This is a genomic window from Alkalihalophilus pseudofirmus (assembly GCF_029094545.1).
Classification (GTDB): domain Bacteria; phylum Bacillota; class Bacilli; order Bacillales; family Bacillaceae_D; genus Alkalihalophilus; species Alkalihalophilus pseudofirmus.
Window position 1 is genome coordinate 3,297,973 of sequence record NZ_CP117835.1, and the last position, 18,026, is coordinate 3,315,998.

The following is an 18,026-nucleotide window of genomic DNA, read 5'->3' on the forward strand; positions in this document are numbered from 1 at the left end:
CCCCTTTATGATTGTTCTATCTTCATCTCTCCCATTTTAATATATCCTGCCTTTCGCATCCATTCTGAAATCCCCAAACTAATTAAAGCAGGTAAAATAAAATATAGAAGCACAACTGACAAAGCCGTTTGATAGCTGAACCCCATATCGGTAAATGTCATAATCGGCCCTACTAATCCGCTTGTTCCCATTCCAGCTCCAGCTGGATTATTCGTTAGCCCAAACATCGTAGTAGCGAACGGTGCTAAGATGGCCCCTGCTACCGTTGGAGGAATAAGAATGAGAGGATGTCTAACGATATTGGCTATTTGGAGCATCGAGGTTCCTAGACCCAACGCAATTAATCCAGACCAGCGATTTTCCCTGTAGCTGCTCACCGCAAAGCCGACCATTTGAGCTGCACACCCTACTGTCGCGGCACCTGCAGCGATTCCTTCTAACCCAAGCATGATAGCGAGTGCTGCACTTGAAATAGGTGCTGTGAGCGCAAGCCCCATCAAGGTGGCAATAATGATCCCCATTAAAATCGGCTGTTGTTCTGTGGCCCACATAATCAAACTGCCAAGCTGTGTCATCCCTGCATCGATCCCAGGGCCAATCAGACTAGCTATCGTAAAACCAGACAAAATCGTCACTAGCGGAGTGATAATAATATCTATTTTTGTCTCTCCTGACACCATTTTTCCGAGTTCAGTAGCGATCACTGCAGCAACAAAACTTCCAGCTGGTCCCCCTAGCTGGAAACCAGCCGCGCCGCTGATTAGAGCAGCAAATAATACAAGCCGCGGAGCACCTAACCCATAGGCTACAGCTGCACCAATGGCAGGGCCGGTAAGACTCATAGCAAGCGCTCCAATTTCAATTAAAAATTCTAATCCAGTTTGCTCACCCACTGTACGAATAATCAAACCTATAATTAATGAAGCGAACAGCCCTAAGGCCATATGACTTAATCCTGTAATGACATAGGTTTTCCAATGTAATTCAATGCCTTTTCTTTTTAAGAAATTCTGCATGCCCTCTCCTACTCTCTCATAACATTTAAATCATTTCTTTCCTATCATAACCGCAACCTTTACATGTGACAAGACAGATCAACAATGAATCTTGTCCTATTATTCGTCTCCAAAGAGTTCTTGCTTTATAATAGAAAGGGAAAAAATAGTAAAGGAGAGATCATTGTGGAACTAAACGTATATTTAGCAGGAGAAATTCATAGTGCATGGAGACAAGACCTGAAAGAGGCTGCAAAAAACCGAAATCTTCCTCTTCATTTCACAGGGCCGATGGAAAATCATGACCGTTCTGACGATATTGGAGAAGAAATCTTGGGCAAAATGCCTACTAGCATCCTAAAAGATGAAGCTGCATCCAGTATTAATAATTTGCGTACTCAAATTCTTCTTCAAAAAGCCGATGTCGTTATCGCCTTATTCGGAGAGACGTACAAACAATGGAACAGTGCCATGGATGCGGCTACAGCCATTGCCTTGCAAAAACCATTAATCCTCATTCGACCAGAAAAGCTGCATCATCCGCTTAAAGAATTAGCAAATAAAGCACAAGTTGTCGTTGAGACTCCTGAACAAGCGATCCAAGCTCTCTCTTATGTGTTTGAAGAAGAATAAATGAATGAAATCTATTGAAAGCATAAAAAAGCATTAGGTCCATTTATCAAGGACACTAATGCTTTTTTTCTATTAATGGCTGTATGAAGGTCTGTCAAATTGATATTGACCGTAAAGCAGCCGTACAATGTGGCTAAACATTTCCTTACGAGTCAGCATACCGGAAGTAAAGACTCCAACTGCACCTTCTTTGTGGCGGATATGAGGATCTTGCATGAGCTCACTCATAATCACACCAAGCTCATAACCTTCTTTTAATTTTCGCTCAACATTAGAAGGCAATGGAATTTTGGCCCCACTGGCGATCCAAACTCCCCCCAAATGATCCGTTAATGCTCCCCAATTACATAGCATGATCCCATTAGGGGTTTCACAAACCCCTCCTTCAAGTCCAACAGCTATTTTTGAGCCTGCTTCACTTAAGGCAAATTTCGCTCGATTAATGGCACCCTCCAAGGTTTCTTCTTCAGAGAAAGGTTGAGCTGACACACCCGACGGGGCATCAATACTAATGAACTCCAGTGGCTCACGAATAAGTGTATCCATTACAGCATGCACTTTGGCAGGATTTTTTGTGCCTATTGCTAGCTTCATTTTTTCCGCTGACCTCCATGTATCTCTTCTACCAGTAACCGCTTAGACACCTTTTCTTATTTGTTCTAATGTGTTCTGATCTGTATTCTTCACTAATTTTACAATTAATTCTTTTGCCGCTGCATAATCATCAATATGAATAATGGAAGCTGCTGTATGAATGTAACGAGAACAAATACCAATTACCGCTGAAGGTACCCCGTCCCCTGACATATGCACACGTCCTGCATCCGTACCACCTTGCGAGATGAAATATTGGTATGGAATATTATGTGTTTCAGCAGTATCTAAAATAAATTCACGCATGCCGCGGTGAGTCACCATCGTCCGATCTAAAATACGAAGAAGTGCTCCTTTTCCAAGGTGACCAAACGCATCTTTTCCGCCTGTCGCATCATTTGCTGGACTCGCATCTAGCGCATAAAAAATATCAGGCTTTATCATTTGAGCAGAAGTCTGAGCTCCTCTTAGTCCAACCTCTTCTTGAACCGTAGCTCCTGAATAAAGCGTATTAGGAAGCTTTTCATTTTGTAGTTCTTTTAACAGCTCTATGGAAAGGCCTACCCCGTAACGATTATCCCATGCTTTTGCTAAGATTTTTTTATCGTTTGCCATAGGTGTAAACGGGCAAACCGGTACAATTTGCTGACCTGGCTTAATTCCTATTTTCTTAGCATCCTCTTTATCATCTGCACCAATATCGATATACATATGTTTAATTTCCATTGGCTTCTTACGTTGAGATTCCTCTAGAAGATGAGGCGGTGTTGAGCCTATGACTCCGATAACCGGACCCGCATCAGTCATAATCTGCACTCGCTGCGCAAGCAGCACTTGGCTCCACCAGCCGCCTAATGTTTGAAAGCGAATTAAGCCTTTATCATTAATAGATGTGACCATAAATCCAACTTCATCCATATGACCAGCTACCATAACCTTAGGACCTTCCGCGGCTCCCTTTTTCACACCAAAAATACTGCCTAGACGATCTTGCACAATGTCATCAGAATATTTCTCAAGCTCCCCCCGTACAAACTTACGAACATCGTGTTCAAATCCAGGGGCTCCTTGTAATTCTGTTAACGTTTTAAACATAGTAAGCGTTTCTTGATTCATGACAAGCTCCTTTCGATTCCCGAAAAATATATGTACATATTTATTTTATCTGAATCCTCTAGCAATTGCTACTTTGCCTAAATAAAACCTTCTTTTAAAAAAATGAATAAACAATGACTCATCTTATTTAAATTGGAAAACGACAGAAAGTTTCTGTATACTATATCTAGTCTTAGTTGTTTTGAAAAAGTTAATGCTTCCTGAATATCACCTGACAAATCTAACGTAAGTGTGAAAGGATGATCATGATGAGTATAAAACGTTTTGCATTAGGAGTCGGCATTGGCGTTGTTGCAGGGTACTTCCTACGTCCAAGCCTTGAAGCAGAAAAAGTATCACCTGAGAAAGCATTAAAAGAAGTGAAGAAAACCGTTTCGTCTACTCATGCCATATCAGGATCATGGATTCATATGATTCCTGAAACAGTAGAAAGAGAAAATGTACGTGTGGAAGTATATCGTGGAGGAATTTCTACGACAACTGAATCGGGTACAGTACAATTCGAATTTCTAGCTGATACTAAGACTGGTACATTACTCGAGTTAAAAGCAGCATAAATTAAAGAATGAGACTGGGACTTAGTTGTTTAACGAATGAGAAGGCAATGGGGCGAGTGCATATACACCGCTCCTGAAATATACTACGCTAAATTAGCGTATTGTTCCCTCATCAGATAAACACTTGCTTTTGTCCCAGCCTCTATTTATTAGCTTGAATAAACGTATTGCTCACGTTCAATTGTCTCGACTATTTCTCCGTTTTCATTCCACTTTACCGCACGATATTTATAATCATGGTAGAACAGATACCACGCGTCTTTTTCTTTACCGTGCGTTTGCCATTTCTGTTTATTGAAAATAGAATCCATTGGAAAATCATCATACGCGAGCACCCAAAGAGGATTGGCATGAGCATGAGTCGGCATAATATCGGCTAAGTGAATAAATGTCTCCCCTCCATGTTCTAACACCAAGATACAGTGTCCAGCACTATGACCGCCTGTATGGACTAATTTCACTCCCGGGATTGGCTCAATTTCTTCCTTGAACGTCTTTACCTGCTGTTCAATCGGCTTCCAATTTTGTTCCCAATATGTATTTTGAGAGCGAACATTCGGATTTTTCATTTCATTCCATTCTGTTTCTGAAGTATAAATGACAGCGTTCTCAAAAGTAGGCACCCATTGACCATCATCTTCCTTCGCAAGTCCTGATGCATGATCAAAGTGCATATGCGTCATAAGAACAATATCAATATCAGCTGTCGTCAAACCTAAATCTTTTAAATTACCTTCAATAGAGGATTCTTCTTTAATTCCATAATTACGCTTTTGCTTATCTGAAAAACGACCATTTCCAATTCCTGATTCCATCAGAATGTTTTTCCCATCCTTTTGTATTAGAATTGGATCCGTTCGAAGTTCAATTTGATTATTTTCGTTATGCGGGTATTTACGGCTCCATAATGGTTTAGGTACAACACCAAACATCGCACCGCCATCCATATGAGTTACTCCCCCGTTTAACCAAGTCATCTTCATGCCATCTCTTTCTAAATTCTCCACAGGAAACCCCTCCTTTGATTCATTCTTCTTTATTTTATCACAATTCACACTCTAAACACTCTGTGTTTTTGCGAGGCGTTCACTCTATCCATTATGTGAAATCTTTTTTCAAGCCGCCTAGTATTTTCTTAAAAGTTAATAGGCCATAAAAAAACACTGTGACTGCTTTAAAGCCACAATGTTTGAATTTTCATGAGTTTATAAGACTACCTTTTTTTATACTGCCTCTGTAAACAACTTCTTCTTATCCACCTTCCCTACTGGTGTTTTTGGTAATTCCTCAACAAAAGTTATTCGCTTCGGAATTTTGTATCGCCCTAATGTTCGTTGACAATGAGCCAGCAGTTCCTCTTCTGACAGCGTAAAGTTTTTCTTTACTACAATAAACGCACTCACTACCTCGCCCCACTTTTCATCAGCGAGTCCAACGACTGCTACTTCAGAAACAGCCGGGTGCTCGTTTAGAACATGTTCAACTTCTAGGGGATAAACATTTTCTCCTCCGGTAATAATCATATCTTTCTTTCGTCCAACAATGTAAAAATAGCCTTCCTTGTCTCTTCTACCTAAATCACCAGTATGAAGCCAACCATTTATTACTGTATTAGTGGTTATCTCAGGCTTTTGCCAGTATGAATCAAAGACATGAAGACCACGGATGCATATTTCACCCACCTCATCATGGTCAGCCTCTTCTCCATTTTCTTTGATGATTTTCACCTCATTATAAAGCATCGGTTTTCCAACGGATCCTCGTTTTGAAACAGCTTCGCTTGGGTCGATGAAAAAGTTATTCGGGCCAGCCTCTGTTAGTCCGTATCCTTCCTTAAAGGCAAGCCCTTTTTTTTGAAACGCTTTATATATGACATAGGAGCAAGGGGCACCCCCAGAAAGAAAGGTATGCACTGAACGAAACGTAGCCTCTTTAAAGCTCGGTGCTTTGATGAGGAGATGATACATCGTCGGGACAAGTAAAATAACGGTGCATTGGAATTCTTCAATTAATTGAATCGTTTTCTCGCCATCAAACTGGTCTGATAATATCACGGTGCCCCCTATGTGAAGGATAGGTAAGGATAGGGCGTTCAACCCTCCTGTATGAAACATCGGCAAGCTCGTTATCGTTTTGTCATCGCTCGTTAAGCCCCAGCTTGTAATAGTATTGATCATATTAAAAAAAACAGATTGATGAGTTAATACGACTCCCTTAGGTAAACCTGTTGTCCCCCCTGTGTAAATTAAGAGCAGCGGGTCAGAGTCGGATATCTCCTCCTTTTTACAAGGAGCGGCTTTTGCAATCCATTCTTTATATTCTTGGTTTAACTGTACACTCGGAACCCCCCCATCAACTAATGAGATGAAGATTTCATCAACAAAAACTAAGCTCGGCTCACAATCAGAAAAAATATAAGCCAGCTCGGTGGATGAAAGACGCCAGTTCAACGGAACAAAAATAGCTCCAAGCTTTGTAGCGGCAAATAGTAAATCAAAATAACTAATATGGTTTGGTGAAAGTAAAGCGATCCTGTCCCCCTTTTTAATGCCACGCTGCTGCAACATTCCAGCTAATCGCTCGGCTCGTTCATTTAACTCCTGATATGTCCATCGTTCTTTCGTGCTTCCATCAATAATAGCAATATTCCAAGGGGTAAGCTGTGCTCTTTTGCATAACCAATCCTGCTCCCAACTCATTTACACTCCTCCTCTGCTTTCTTCGCTTAGGTTCAGTGTATAAAATGGACGTAACAGTCTAGTAACAAAAAACCCCTTTTCGTTTAAACCGAAAAGAGGCTCGTTTCCTTCTTTTTTAGAAAATCTTCCATAACCTTTGTTACTTGTGCTAAATCATCAATGAGCGGAGAGTGTCCGCAATCTTTTAATCTTACATAATATGCTCGCTCTCCCAAATCTTCTATTAATTCTTTAGTCATTATTTCAGAAATGACTAAATCATGCTCACCCCATAAAATCAGTACGGGCTGCGAGATATTATTCACTTCTCCACTTCCTTCTACCAATCCATTATGATGTTCACTCATATTAAATGTATTAAGCGCATAATATACATCTGCTAGATTTTTTTGGGTACACATGTCATCAATATATTTCTGATAGCGTTCTTCACTCGGCTGATTCATTGTATAAATTAAGGACTCCCATATTTGCTTAAGTAAAACGGTATTACGTGTTAAGTAGGCCTCTTCAATTGGAATCGTCCTTACCGGATCAGCCGCTATCGCTTCCTTCGTCTCCAACCGTTCGAGACGACCTTCTTCTATCTGTTGATAATATGGATAGCCTCTTGTAGATGCAGAGGCGAGTAGTACGACACGCCGTACCTGCTTTTCCTCTCTAGCTGCTACCTGAAGAGCGACTGCGCCACCTGTTGACCAACCGATTAAATCACAGGAAGCTATTTCTAGCTTTGAGAGAACTTCTCGAATGTCTTCAGCAAAATCTTCAATTGAATCAACTGCTCTATGATAGGTCGACTCACCAAAACCTCGCATATCAATCGCATACACTTTAAAGGTTGGATCAAGGCTTTCTAAGAGGAGATCCCAGTGCAGTGATGACGTCATATTACCGTGTAAAAGTACAACAACATCAGTTCCCCCTTCTCGTTCTCGATATGCAATTCGTTCTCCAATGTTTAAGTCCACATATTTAAGCTGAATGTTCATGTTTCTCCACCTTCCCTTCATCCCAAATGATCGTCGTAGCTCCCCATGCATAACCAATACCAGCACTAACAAGAACAACAATATCTCCACTCTTAAGCATGCCGGCTTTTTCGGCTAATTCTAAGGATAGAATTTGATCGATCTGACCCAGATGTCCGTAATGGTCCAAGTAAATCGATTGCTCTTGAGTTAAGCCTAGTTCGTTTAGGATATAGTCATGGGCAGATTTTTTCATATGAAGCATCGCAACGTAGTCGATATCGCCAACAGAATAACCGCTTTTTTCAAGGGACGATTTAATGACAGTAATAAAATTAGCCATTGAATTCTCCGCTAATCTCTCCTTCATACTTACAGGATCGATAACATCTAAATAGTTCTGCTTTTGCTCCAGTGCTGCTGGTGACAGCGGTTGTTTAGTCCCGCCTGCTGGTACAACTACGTCCTCAGAAAAGGCGCCGTCTGTTATAAGTTTTGTTTCAAGCAGACGGTGTCTATGAGCACCCTTTTTTAATACAATAGCTCCGCCCCCAGCTGCAAGATTATACATGAAACGAGTTCTTGGATTCGCATAATCGATAAAATCTACATTTCTGTAGCCTCCAGCAAGCAATACGGTTCTTACTGTGTCATCTGACTTCATTAAAGATTTAGCAAGGTTCAGCGCCATAATTGTCGTCCCGCAGCGTAAGGCTACATCAAATGCCCATGCATTGATTGCACCAATACCCTCCTGAAGCTTAATCGCAGCCGTCCAGAGCGGATACTCTTTATGCTCTTCACCGATGTAAATAATGACATCTATATCAGCAGCATTGATTTGTGCTTTTTGTAAAGCTTTTTCGGCCGCCCAGATGCCCATTTGGCATGTGTGATCGTTTATACCAGGAATTGTTTTTTCAACGATCCCAAGCTTTTCTTGTACAATTCCAATCGGTAAGTTGGCAGCTTGAGCTAGTTCTGATGCAGTCATTCTTTCTTCGGGTAAATAAATACCTGTCGCTATAATTCCTATCTTCTCTACTTCTAGATTCATAGATGCATCACCTGCTTAATATAATCCATTGCCTCTTCTAAACTAGCGCAAACGTATTCTTCTTCTGTTTGAACATGCTTAATCTTTATCCGCATCGTATCATGCGGATGGAAACGTAAAATAAAGGACGAAACAACTTGGTCAAGGACTTCCATCACTATCACTGCTCCCTTAGCTAAAGGTATCTTTTACCGCACCAGCTTCCATTTCTTTTCTGAGCTTTTCTTTCTTTTTATATTGGCGTTTATCCCACCAATGCTTCGTCGTTCCAACAATCCCTTTTGGGAAAAACATAACCACTAAAATGAAGATTATGCCAAATAAAATGACCCAACGCTCAAAAATCCAATGTACTTTTGCTAAGTCCATTAATCCATGACGAGCAAGCTCAATGATTGCTGCCCCCACTACGGAGCCAAATAGTGTACCGACCCCGCCAATTATTGTAATTAACAATACATCAAGCGAGAGCTCAACAGATAATACAGCTGTATTAACAAAACGTAAGCTCATTGCATATAGGATTCCAGCCAGCCCAGCAACCATTCCCGCTACAACATTGGCAATAACTTTATAGTGCATCACTTTAAAGCCAAGTGATTCGACACGAGGCTCATTTTCACGAATGGCCTGTAATACCTTTCCCATCGGTGATTGAGTGAAGCGATCAAGAAAAATATACGTACCGACTAACAGAACAAGGGCGATTAAATAAAAAGAAACCCGGTCCCGGAAAAGCTCTGGTACAACGAATGTAAAGCCATCGTTTCCCATTGTAAGAGAACGCCATTTCTCAGCTGTGACTAAAAACAAACTAGATACTGCAAGCGTTAGCATTGCAAAAAAGTGACTTTTTAATCTGAGCGTGAGAATACCGACCAGATAACTTACTATTCCTGTAATAATCAGTGTAAGCACTATCGCTATGAAAAAAGCGGGCATTGTAGAGCCAAACATTTTCAAGCAGATAGCGACTGTATAGGCACCTATTCCAAAGAACATCGCATGACCAAAAGAAACAATGCCAGTGTATCCGAGTAAGATGTCATAGCTCATCGCAAAAACAGCAAAAATAAAAATTTGAGTGAGCATAATTAGTGCTGTACGCGAATCACTCACAAATGGAAATATAGCTAAACCTATAGCTAAAACAAGTAAAGTTAGTTTGAAGCGAGAGAGTTTTTGGAGGCTTTTCATCGAACCGCCTCCTTCATGCCCATGATTCCAGATGGTTTAAAAATTAAAACGGCAAGCATGATTAAAAAGTTAACAGCAAGCGCAATATCCGGTGCGTAGTATCCAGCATAAGCGCCGAGCAAACCGACAATAATCGCCGCAACCATCGAACCAAGCACACTGCCCATTCCACCGATGACAACAACAATAAAGGCTAAAATTCCGTATTCTAATCCAATTTCTGCATAAATAACCCCTGAATAAGGACCAAATAAAACTCCTGCTAATCCTGCCATTGCAGCGCCAAGCATAAAAACAAATAAGAATACTTTACGAATATTAATTCCAAGCGATTGAACCATTTCTTTATCCATAACTCCTGCTCGCACAATGAGACCAATCTTTGTTCGGTTTAATAAGAAAAGCAACCCGAGAAATACGATCAATCCTACAGCAATGATAAACAATCGGTATTTAATTAAGTAAAGCCCTCCAATTTCCCAGCTACCTTGAAGCCAAAGCGGTGCCTGAGCTTGCAATATGTTAGGTCCCCAGAATACTTTCACGACCTCACTCAAGACGAGCATCGCCCCTAAGGTAATCAGTAATTGTTGAATATGATTTCCATACACAGGCTTGATGATAAAACGTTCGAGTAAGTATCCAAGCACCATTCCAATGACCAGTGCTGCTAAGATTCCTGCTAAAAAGCTTCCTGTAGTTGTATAGGCCCAAATTCCAGCATAGGCTCCCCATAAAAACAAAGCACCATGGGCAAAATTTAATACATCCATTAATCCAAAGATGAGCGTTAAACCTGCTGCTAAAAGAAAAATCAGCATGCCTGTTGCCAACCCATTAATTGTTATATTTGCAATCGTTTCCACCTATATCACTCCTTCTAGGCTATACCTAAATATTTACGTTTTAACTCTTCATCGCGACTAAGTTCCTCCATTTCACCTTTATGCACCGAAAGCCCATCATCAATAATATAAAATCGATCTCCGATTGTACTTGCCATCATAAAGTTCTGTTCAACGAGGACCACCGTCGTCTTATCTTTCATATCATTAATTGATTCCATTACTTTTTCAACAATAATGGGTGCAAGCCCCTTACTTGGTTCATCAATAATTAGTAATTCATTGTTGTTCACATATGCTCTAGCAATGGATAGCATTTGTTTTTGTCCGCCTGAAAGGTGTCCGCCTTGCTTTTTCCAGAATTTTTTTAAATCTGGGAATAAATCTATGATGTAATTCATGCTCGCTAATGTTGCTTCGTCTTTCTTTTTCATCGCTACATTCATATTCTCTTCGACCGTTAACCCACCAAAAATACCTTGATCCTCTGGAACATAGCCGATACCCAAATTAGCTATTTCATAGGTTGGCAGCTTATGAATTTCCTTACCTTTATACGTAATGGCCCCTTCACGAACAGGGTTCAATCCCATGATTGACCGAAGAGTTGTTGTTTTTCCAGCTCCATTTCGACCGAGCAACACCGTAACCTCGCCTGCCTGCACCTCAAAAGATACTCCCTGCAATATATGGTATTGCTCAATATACGTATGAATATGATCTACCTTAAGAAGCGTCATGCTGCATACCTCCTAAGTAAGCTGACTGCACCTGCTCATTATTCATAATCTCTTCTGGTTTACCATCAGCAAGTAATTCTCCGTGAAAAAGCACCATCAAGCTATCTGAGAGATCAAGCACCATATCCATTTTGTGCTCAATTAACAATATTGTTCGACTGCGTTGATCACGAATTGATTTAATTACATCAAGAATCATCGGCACCTCTTCTAACGACATGCCAGCAGTCGGTTCATCTAATAGAAGCAATTCAGTCTCAAGCGCTAACAGCATCGCTATTTCAAGTTTTCTTTTTTCACCATGAGCCAAATTTACAGCTAGCTCTTCTGTCTTATCTTTAAGAAGAACTACATCTAGCAGCTCCAATGCCCGCTTTTCAATGTGTTTGTATTTCGAAAAATGAGAGAAGATATTGTACCGGATACCTTGCTGTGACTGAACAGCTAACCGCACATTTTCATAGCATGTTAAATTCGGAAATACATTTGTAATTTGAAAAGACCTTCCAATTCCAAGTCTAGTTCGTTCAGTGGCAGAAAGGTTTGTAATCTCCTTTCCATTAAAGATGACCTCCCCCTTTGTTGGCTTTAGCTGACCACTCAACATGTTAAAAAAGGTTGTTTTCCCTGCCCCATTCGGGCCGATAATTGATTTCAACTGATTACGCTCTATCGCAATTGTGACATCGTTTACGGCAACATGGCCGCCAAACGCAATCGTCAATCCTTTTGTTTCTAATATTGTTGACATCCTTTCTCCTCCTTTTTTAAAGAGAGTACTATCAAAAAATCTGATAGTACTCTATAGTCATTAATTATTGATAGGCGGCGCTGTTTCTTCTGGTGTTAGTTCACGAGAAAGAACAGGTACTGGATAGTCATAATCAGGTGATTCTTCTAGCGTAATCGAATACATAGACTGAAGGGCTTGATGATCTTCTTCTCTAAACGTCATTTCTCCCTTTGGCGTATTAAATGTCATGCCTTCCATGGTAGAAATGAGCAAGTCTGTATCTGTATCTCCACCAGTCTCCTCAAGCGCTTGCACAATAGCCATAGCCGCTGAAAATCCACCTGGTGTAAATAGATCAGGCATCTCGCCGTTATAGCGCTCTTGGTGTGTTTCAACTAACCAATCATTCACTTCGTTGTCCGGAAGACTGTGATGATATACTGTAAAGCCTTCCATCCCGACAACCGCTCCCATTGTGCGTAAAGCTGCGATGTCAGGTGCTCCTGTGGAGATTTGAATTCCACGCTGTTGTACACCCATATCAGCAATTTGCCCCCATGGATTGTTTGCTCCTGCCCAAATAACAAACAAGTAGTCAGGGTCTGCATTAATAACTCGCTGAATATTTGAAGCAAAATCCACCCCAGCCGGGTCTGCATATTCTTCGTGAAGAACCTCTGCACCAAGCTCTTCTGCAGTATTTTTAAACGCACTCACGCCGTCACGACCAAATGCATTATCTTGGGCAAGGGTGGCAATTCTTACTCCCTCACCTGCAATTGCAGCTGCCCCGGCAGTTGCATCCTGTGAAGAGCTACGCCCTGTACGAAAAACATACCGATTCCAGTTTTCCCCAGTAATACTATCTGCTACTGCTGGTTCTACCACCATTATTTTCTCGTACTCTTCCATTAAAGGAAGTACTGCAAGCGTATCGCCTGATGAAGATGAGCCAACAATAAAATCAACATTATAGTCTTCAAGTAAACGAGTTGCTTTGTGAACAGCCACGTCTGATTGAGTCTCTGTGTCTTCAACGTAATATTCGATCTTTTTGCCGCCAACCTCCATCGTGCCATCAGTGGCATACTCCAACCCAAGCTCAAATCCCCTTACGGTTTGTGTGCCATATGCTTCTAAAGCTCCAGTTAGTGAGGTTAAAACCCCAACACGTACAACATCTTCCGCCTCAGTATTATCTGGGCTTTCCCCTGCTTCTTCACTGCCTCCTACATCCTCAGCGCCACATGCAACGAGCATCGATGTCAACAAGGCCAACCCCCAGCCTATCAAGCTTTTTTTCAATCTCATTTAATATCCCCCTTTTATTTTAAGAATTATCTGAATTATACCTCCCTGTAGTTGCATGTAAGTTACAGACTTGCTCAATGAACGTTTTTGTAGAGGCTGCCACCTCTTTTGCAAAGTGAATAGCGATCGAAAAGTGATTGGACTGGGGAATTTCTATCAATTGATAGTGCTTGTAACGAGAGACTAGCTCATTGCACTGTTGCTTTGAAATAACAAAGGCCTGCTTATCGTATAGACAATCTGGTGCAAAGAAAATGAGAACAGGAACCTTTATTTTTTCATGCAACATGGTAATTTCTGTGGCAAGAAGGTTTCTTAGTTCTTCTTCAATCGTTACCTTACGAACTTTAGGGTGCACATTCCCATTTTCCATGTGATGGACATCATAATTAAAATAGCGCTCTAAGCCTGGATGCCACGGTTTAAAGAAATCAATTTCTTTCATTTTCGAAAGGTATGTTTGAAAGCTTTCATATTGATGATCGAGACGATCAATAGACGGGGTTAAGGCTGAAATGACACGTTCATCTAAATTAGCTCCTCCATCAATAAGGATCAGCTTTTTTACAAATCGTGAATAATGAGCAGTAAAATAACTGGCAATCATCGCTCCTAGTGAATGACCGACGACAATCACATTGTCTAGTTTGAGCGCTCTTAATATCTCCACTAAATCTTCTGTATGATCTTTTAAACTGTAACCAGTAGCGGGCTTACTGCTGTTTCCTCTGCCCCGTAAATCGTAACTTAGGACACGATAATCCTTAACCCACCTTGATGCTAGTGAATCAAAAAAATGAGCATTAGCGGTTAGACCGTGTATGCAAACGATCACCTCACCACTACCACCATGGTCGACAACTTTAAAGTCTAAATCCCGTACATGAACAGTTAAACACCTCTCCATCCGCTTTCTCCCTTCGATGTATGAATTTGATTTCTTTCCTATCATAAAGAATTAAAGTTACAAGTTTGTCACAAAAATAGTCAGCCTTTAAAGGCTGACTATAGATGACTTAAATATATTTTTTCTGTTGCTTCTTGAATCATATTCCACATTTCCTTGGTTGTTTCGAGTGGGGCTACACCTAACTCGACTTGCAGCTGCTGTTGGCAACGCTCATAGATACGAAGAGCCTGTGTGCGGTTTTGTTTACAATAATAACAATACATAAGCAGCCTGTACGCTTCTTCCCAACAGCTATCCTCGGTTAAGATTCGTTCACACCAGCGAATGGCCTCATCAAACTTTTCTTCAGCGACACTTATTTGAGCAATTCGCTCGGCTCCCCGTAAATATAAAACAAATAATTGCTCACGCAGTTCAATACACCAATCATCGAAGCGCCGGCTCGGCAAATACTCCCCCCTATATAACTCAAGACCCTTCACAAGCCTTTCTTTTGCTCGTTTACGACTCCGCTCCTCCAATCCTGATTCAATGTAATAGATAAATCGCTGGGCATCAATATCTATGCTTGCTTCCTTATTCAGACCGTACATTTGATCCTCGCGTACAACAAAAAAAGCTTCTTGGCGTGCTTTCCGATGGGGTTCAATCGCTTTATTCATTGCATTCAAAGCAACCTTTAAGTCACGACTCGCAGCATCCTCATCTTGACCAGGCCATAGTAAATGACAAATTTCAGACTTAGAAATAAACTGATTAGCTCTTGTGATAAAAAGCTGGAAAAGCTCACGCGCTTTATCACGTTTCCACCCTTTTTCATCTAGCTTATCCTCCCCAAGCCACACTTGAAATTCCCCTAATGTTTGAACCCGAATCGTATAGCCTGGGTGAGAGGCCAATTGGGCAAAACCAAGCTCTGTAAGAAGTGGTTCCACTAAATGTGCATCAACTTGATTTGTTTTTGCTTCTAGCAGCAGCGGTGGTATGCTTTGAATATCTGATGGACCAAACAAGGTCCTATTAGAGAAAAAGAATTGAAAATTATGTTTTTGAATGAGAGTCAAGCATTGTTTGATCGCCTTTTTAAAAGCTGATCTATTTTCTTGTTTTAGATAGAGTGATGACAGCCAGTAAAGTGTGATAGTTTTCCCAAACGTTTCGCCGCAGCTTGTAAAGGTCTTCTCACATCCGTTCAAGCGCTTTTCTGCTTCAATAAATTCCCCCTGCTTATAAGTGACAAGCGCCAAAGCTAGCTGGACTAAGCCGCTTAGCCAACGATCTTTAACACGCTCTGGTTCTTCAAGAGCTACCTTCCCTATACGGAGAGCCTTTTCATACTCTCCTTGCTTTCCATACAATAAACAAAGTCCCATATATGCTTCTGATTTACCGCGTGACATCTTCAAATCACTCATTAACTTTAGAGACGTTTCATAACATTGGATTGCAAGTGAGGGATCATAATCGTCTAGTAACTGTACAGCATGCCCCATTCGAGCCCAACCTACCGCCTCAACAAAAGGAGAACGACGTTGAACTCCACACACGATCGCCGCCTCAGCCTGTTTTTTTGCGTGCTCCGTTACTCCCATTAAGCTATTTAATAAAGATAATAGCAAATCCGCTTCACGGTGGGAGCTTGAGAGCTTATGATCTTTCTCGTAAAGCTTAGCTTCTTGTAATAATTCCTTAGCTGTATGGAACTGACCTGTCCTCAACAGATATCGGGACTCAAGTTCAATATTTTTATATTCTGGATGAACAGCCTGAATTTTCTCAAGCCAAGATTCAACTTCTTTTACTTCACCTAGGTTAAGCAGGTTTTCTGACATCAAACTATAAAGTCTCACCTTTCGCTCAACACTCGACTTTGTACGCTCCATATAATGAATCGCTTTTTGTAAATAAGGCTGTGCTTTTACAGGTTGAATTGTATCTAGATAAATTTGAGCACGTCCCTCCATACTAAGGCTCATACCTTCAGCATCTTGCTTATCTTCTGCAAGTTCTTCAAGTTTTCGGTAACAAGCCATAGCTTGCTCAAACTTTGAATAATACCGATTCACCTCACCTTCAAGATACCAAATCAACCAATTTTCGTCCTTAATTATCTCTGGAATCAAGTCAAGCGTAACCATGAGTCCTTCCATTTTGCCATTGTGTAAAAGGCGCATACCTTCGCGAACTAAAAGAGCAGACGCTTCCCTATAATCACCAGCTCGCATGTATACTTCTAAGCTTTTTTCATAATCACCAGCAGTCTTATAGTAACAAGCTACTCTTTGCAAAAGGTTATCCTGTAAAATTGGATTTTTACTGAGTTGACGCACTAGAAAATCTCGAAACAAAGCATGATACCGGTACTGGCTCTTACCAATTTCTACTACAAACAAGTTCTGTTGAATGAGATGAGCAATATACCTTCCAGCATGCACAGCTTCAAAGACGGTTTGGCAAAGCTTTTCATTAAACTCCTCAAACAAGCTTGTTTCTAATAAAAATTTCTGAATTTCTTCAGGTTGTCTTGAAAACGCTTCCATTGTTAGGAATCGAAAAAGCTCGTCGGTAGTCTCAAGACCATTCCGCAGAACACCCTGAACTTCCCCATGTTCTTTCCACTGTTGACCAAGCATTTGCAAGGCAATTGCCCATCCTTCAGTCGCTCTTTCTATCTCTATCAACTCTTCTGGCGTACACTCAATATTAAATACATCTGAGAAAAGAACATCAATTTCTTCATTAGAGAAAATAAAATCAGTTTCGGTTAATTCAAGTAATTGTCCGTTCAACAGCCTGCGAGTAATCACGTCCCATGTTGGCCGCACCCTTCCTGCAAGCACGATGTGAACATTGGCAGGGGCTGATTCGATTAGTAATTGCAGCCAGTCTTTAACAAGTTCTGAACGTTCTGTAATATGAATATCATCAAGCACAAAAACAAATGGTTTTTTCAGTAACAAAAGCTCATTGCAAAACTCTATACGTATATAGTCGAGTTCCTCTTCCCACCCTTCAACCTCACCTGATACTAAATATTCAATAAGCTCTGAACCAAAATGCGGGAATTTCTCACGCACAGCATGAACAACATGAACAATAAAGTGAAAGAAATTCTCATCTTGTTTTGATAAGCTGTACCAGCAGGATAGCTTATCAGAGGTTGCCAAAAAGCTAGAAAGTGCAGAACTTTTTCCATACCCTGGCCCTGTATGTATCAATGTTAGAGGACACGCTTCAATTTGTTTTAATTGTTTCATTAATTTAGGTCGATAGATCATTGAACTACGCTGCAAAGGGGGAATAAATTTAGTCCGCAATACTGCTAACCTTCGTTTCGGTTGCATATAACTCCTCCTCTCAATCATATAGCTTTTTTCTATTAAATGTTCCTTGGACTTTCCAGAATAATTTCCTTGTCTCAACCTCAATTTTTCTGACCGGAAAAAAGTCTGTCTGCTGCTTTATTACTATCTTTTCGGCTAGCAGGGTGATGATTTCCTGCTTAAATCAATAATATTATTTGTTTTTTACTTAAATTCACCAACTGGAACAGTAGTCACTATAATTTTATCTATCGTAACATAACTCAGTTACAGAACTTTTATAAATTCATGAAATTGTACCATCCCTAGATCCCTTCTTCATTTAAAGCACAGTTATTAAACATG

Annotated in this window: 17 protein-coding genes; 2 read left to right on the top strand and 15 right to left on the bottom strand. The window is 40.7% G+C overall.

The window, feature by feature from the left end:
* Positions 1–5: 5 nt before the first annotated feature.
* Positions 6–1,016 (bottom strand): PTS sugar transporter subunit IIC, encoded by a 1,011-nt coding sequence (locus PQ478_RS17445; RefSeq protein WP_289234987.1) that lies wholly within the window; start codon positions 1,014–1,016, stop codon positions 6–8.
* Positions 1,017–1,181: 165 nt separating this feature from the next.
* Between PQ478_RS17445 and PQ478_RS17450 the strand changes: the two genes are divergently transcribed.
* The gene (locus PQ478_RS17450; RefSeq protein ID WP_289234988.1) at positions 1,182–1,628 is read left to right on the top strand and encodes a YtoQ family protein; all 447 of its coding nucleotides are present in this window, start codon (positions 1,182–1,184) and stop codon (positions 1,626–1,628) included.
* 72 nt (positions 1,629–1,700) lie between these two features.
* Here PQ478_RS17450 and PQ478_RS17455 read toward each other — a convergent pair whose 3' ends face one another.
* Positions 1,701–2,222 (bottom strand): DUF84 family protein, encoded by a 522-nt coding sequence (locus PQ478_RS17455; RefSeq protein WP_289234989.1) that lies wholly within the window; start codon positions 2,220–2,222, stop codon positions 1,701–1,703.
* Between the two features lie 42 nt (positions 2,223–2,264).
* Positions 2,265–3,338, bottom strand: coding sequence for a M42 family metallopeptidase (locus PQ478_RS17460; RefSeq protein ID WP_289234990.1), 1,074 nt, complete (start codon positions 3,336–3,338; stop codon positions 2,265–2,267).
* A 245-nt stretch (positions 3,339–3,583) separates the two neighbouring features.
* Here PQ478_RS17460 and PQ478_RS17465 point away from each other — a divergent pair, with 245 nt between their 5' ends.
* The gene (locus tag PQ478_RS17465; RefSeq protein WP_238446470.1) at positions 3,584–3,895 is read left to right on the top strand and encodes a PepSY domain-containing protein; all 312 of its coding nucleotides are present in this window, start codon (positions 3,584–3,586) and stop codon (positions 3,893–3,895) included.
* Between the two features lie 149 nt (positions 3,896–4,044).
* On the opposite strand, the gene PQ478_RS17470 is transcribed toward PQ478_RS17465, so the two are convergent.
* From PQ478_RS17470 to PQ478_RS17525, 12 genes are all read right to left on the bottom strand, one after another.
* Complete coding sequence (locus PQ478_RS17470; RefSeq protein WP_289234991.1) at positions 4,045–4,902, bottom strand: YtnP family quorum-quenching lactonase; 858 nt, start codon at positions 4,900–4,902, stop codon at positions 4,045–4,047.
* A 216-nt stretch (positions 4,903–5,118) separates the two neighbouring features.
* Entirely contained in the window at positions 5,119–6,594 is a 1,476-nt protein-coding gene (locus PQ478_RS17475; protein ID WP_289234992.1) for an acyl-CoA synthetase, read from the bottom strand.
* Between the two features lie 83 nt (positions 6,595–6,677).
* Complete coding sequence (gene phaZ / locus PQ478_RS17480) at positions 6,678–7,586, bottom strand: intracellular short-chain-length polyhydroxyalkanoate depolymerase (protein ID WP_289234993.1); 909 nt, start codon at positions 7,584–7,586, stop codon at positions 6,678–6,680.
* Entirely contained in the window at positions 7,570–8,622 is a 1,053-nt protein-coding gene (locus PQ478_RS17485; RefSeq protein ID WP_289234994.1) for a 3-oxoacyl-ACP synthase, read from the bottom strand. Before PQ478_RS17485 ends, phaZ begins: the two co-directional genes overlap by 17 nt.
* Positions 8,619–8,780, bottom strand: coding sequence for a hypothetical protein (locus tag PQ478_RS17490; protein WP_289234995.1), 162 nt, complete (start codon positions 8,778–8,780; stop codon positions 8,619–8,621). Before PQ478_RS17490 ends, PQ478_RS17485 begins: the two co-directional genes overlap by 4 nt.
* 13 nt (positions 8,781–8,793) lie before the next feature.
* A complete protein-coding gene (locus tag PQ478_RS17495) occupies positions 8,794–9,819 on the bottom strand; it encodes a branched-chain amino acid ABC transporter permease (protein ID WP_289234996.1) in 1,026 nt (341 codons plus the stop codon).
* Positions 9,816–10,685 (bottom strand): branched-chain amino acid ABC transporter permease, encoded by an 870-nt coding sequence (locus PQ478_RS17500; protein WP_012960130.1) that lies wholly within the window; start codon positions 10,683–10,685, stop codon positions 9,816–9,818. Before PQ478_RS17500 ends, PQ478_RS17495 begins: the two co-directional genes overlap by 4 nt.
* A 14-nt stretch (positions 10,686–10,699) precedes the next feature.
* Entirely contained in the window at positions 10,700–11,404 is a 705-nt protein-coding gene (locus PQ478_RS17505; protein ID WP_289234997.1) for an ABC transporter ATP-binding protein, read from the bottom strand.
* A complete protein-coding gene (locus tag PQ478_RS17510) occupies positions 11,391–12,155 on the bottom strand; it encodes an ABC transporter ATP-binding protein (RefSeq protein ID WP_012960132.1) in 765 nt (254 codons plus the stop codon). Before PQ478_RS17510 ends, PQ478_RS17505 begins: the two co-directional genes overlap by 14 nt.
* Before the next feature lie 60 nt (positions 12,156–12,215).
* Complete coding sequence (locus tag PQ478_RS17515; RefSeq protein ID WP_289234998.1) at positions 12,216–13,448, bottom strand: substrate-binding domain-containing protein; 1,233 nt, start codon at positions 13,446–13,448, stop codon at positions 12,216–12,218.
* A gap of 19 nt (positions 13,449–13,467) precedes the next feature.
* Positions 13,468–14,355 (bottom strand): alpha/beta fold hydrolase, encoded by an 888-nt coding sequence (locus PQ478_RS17520; protein ID WP_289234999.1) that lies wholly within the window; start codon positions 14,353–14,355, stop codon positions 13,468–13,470.
* 98 nt (positions 14,356–14,453) lie between these two features.
* Positions 14,454–17,702, bottom strand: a complete 3,249-nt coding sequence (locus tag PQ478_RS17525) for an AfsR/SARP family transcriptional regulator (RefSeq protein WP_289235000.1) — start codon at positions 17,700–17,702, stop codon at positions 14,454–14,456.
* Between the last annotated feature and the right edge of the window lie 324 nt (positions 17,703–18,026).